Source organism: Rathayibacter sp. AY1F8 (assembly GCF_002932165.1).
Lineage (GTDB): Bacteria > Actinomycetota > Actinomycetes > Actinomycetales > Microbacteriaceae > Rathayibacter.
Genome location: NZ_PSVB01000046.1, coordinates 1 through 2,317 on the forward strand (window position 1 = coordinate 1; position 2,317 = coordinate 2,317).

Genomic DNA, 2,317 nt, shown 5'->3' on the forward strand with positions numbered 1-2,317 from the left:
GACCAGGGACAGGGGCGGACCAGGGACAGGGGCGGACCGGGGACAGGGGCGGACCGGGATGCGGTGGCCGACGCCCCGAAGCGCCGAAGCACGACGGGACACGGGGCTCGAGGCTCGGAGCTCCGGGACACGGGGCTCGGAGCTCGAGGCTCGACGAAGCGCCAACGTGCCGACGGACCTCGCGGCGCCGGAGGTGCGAGAGCGCGAGGGCGCCTGGGCGTGTCCAGGCGCGGCGATGCACCGCCTCGCGGCCGACGGAGTGTCGGATCGCCCGGCAGGTCGGGCTGCGGATCAGAACGGCGGAGACGCGTCCACGAACCGCGGCCGCGTCGGCGACAGCAGCGAGGGCGACGGTCGAGGTGACGACGGTCGCGATGACCTCAGCTGCGATGACGAGGATCGTGGTGACAGCGGCTCCGGCTCCGGTTCTTGCGCCGACTGCGGCGTCGGTCGTCGCGTGGGCGGCAGCGGAGCCCCGGGCAGCGCCCGCGGTCGGTCGGTGATCCGACGGCCGGTGGGGGTCGTCCAGACGACGGTGCCGTCCGGATGGAGGGCGTAGGTCCAGCGGTCGCCGTGGCGGACGTGGTGGTGCGCGACGCAGAGCGAGGCCAGGTTGCCGAGGGCGGTCTCGCCTCCGTTCCGCCACTCGAGGGTGTGGTCGGCCTCGGCCGTCGAGGACGAGCGGGTGCAGCCGGGGAACCGGCAGGTCCGGTCGCGCAGCTGCAGCTGGAGGCGCATCCGAGGGGGCGGGACGCGGAGGGTCCTGCCGACCGACGTCACCACTCCCGTGTCCGGATCGGTCAGCACCCGCGTGAAGGTGGCCGCCGTGCGGACGAGCTCCCGGGCGACGTCGGCGGGGACGAGACCGTAGCCGTCGAGTTCGGCCGGCGCGTCGTCGAGGCCGACGGCGGTGCTGGCGGCCAGGGTGAGGCGCACGTCGGCGCGGACTCCGGAGCCCGAGGCGTGGATTCCGGAGCCCGAGGCGCGGACGGCGCTCGCTCCTTCTCCCGAGGATCCGTCTGCGGAGATGTCGCCGTCGATGAGCAGATCGACGAGCGCGTCGGCCCGCAGCTGCGCGAGCGTCCGGCCGTCGCCGAGGGAGATGTCAGCGTCTCCACCGGCGCCGCCACCCGTCTCCGCGCCGAGCCCGGCACCGGCACCAGCACCAGCACCAGCACCAGCACCAGCGTCCGTCCGCGCGCCGACTGCCACCGGAGCATCGCCACGGGCACCAGCACCGCTCTGTGCAGTCGCAGTCGCAGTCGCAGTCGCAGTCGCACTCGCACTCGCACTCGCACTCGCACTTGCACCTGCACCTGCACCTGCACCTGCACCTGCACCTGCACCTGCACCTGCACCGAGCCCGATCCTCGCCGCGTCCGCCCCGTCGCGGAGCGAGCGGGCGATCCGGTCGAGACGGTTGTAGGCGCCGACCGCGACCGGGGCCGGCAGCAGGGCGCAGAGCGTGGCCATGCCGTCGGCCTCTGCTCCGAGCCACACGCTGCGATCCTCTCGGGCGCGGGCGTGGCGCTCGGTGAACGGCTGCTCGTGCAGCTCGTCGCGCAACCGCGCCACGGTCCGGCGGAGCTGGGTGGGCGTCTGCGTGAGCGCCGCGGCGGCCGCCCGCTCGTCGAAGGGCGCGCGCGACGGAGCGGGGAGGGTCGCGGCGGCGGCGCAGACGACCTCGCCGGCCTCCCAGAGGATCCGGGCCTCGGCCAGGAGGGCACGGGTCGCCGGGAGGTCCTCGATGAGGAGCCGAGCATGCTCGAGACGTCGAGACGCCGCGCGCTCCGACATCCCGAGCGCCGTCGCGAACTCGGCTCGGATCGAGCGCTCCACGAGGTCTCCCGCCTCGCTCCGGGAGAGACGGCTCCCCCGCGCGAACGACTCCGGCACGAGCAACGCCGCCCCGTAGGCCGTGTGCAGGGCGACGGCTCCCGCGAGCAGCACCGGTGCCGAGGAGCGGGCGAGCCCCGCCGCGAGACCGGCGAGCGCGCGCACCGCGTCGAGCGTCTGCGTCGTCTCGCCCGCCTGCACCGCCTCGACCGCCTGCATCGCGTCACCCGAACTTCTCATACATGTATTGAATCAGCGACCACCGACATCGGGCCGGGCCCGTGACCAGGATCGGGACAACGGAGCCGGTACCCCGCCTGTGGAGGGACGAACCGCCGGCGAGCGCGGGCTCGCACACCGCTGTCCGCGCGATTCCTGAGCCGAGCACCAGCCCGCGCCGCCCACCCCGCTCGAACCCGTCCGCTCGAACCGGGGCCGCTCGAACCCGGCCCTCTCGAACCCGGCCCGCTCGAGCCGCCCC

1 protein-coding gene is annotated in these 2,317 nt (G+C 74.7%); it reads right to left on the reverse strand.

Annotation, left to right across the window (positions count from 1 at the left end; all coding sequences use genetic code 11):
* Positions 1-291: 291 nt before the first annotated feature.
* Positions 292-2,076, reverse strand: coding sequence for an HNH endonuclease signature motif containing protein (locus tag C5C35_RS16620; protein WP_104263619.1), 1,785 nt, complete (start codon positions 2,074-2,076; stop codon positions 292-294).
* Positions 2,077-2,317: the final 241 nt, after the last annotated feature.

What these genes read in the sequence shown, in the direction of transcription:
- C5C35_RS16620 (WP_104263619.1), bottom strand. Translation starts at nt 2,076, where the DNA reads ATGAGAAGTTCGGGTGACGCGATGCAGGCGGTCGAGGCGGTGCAGGCG.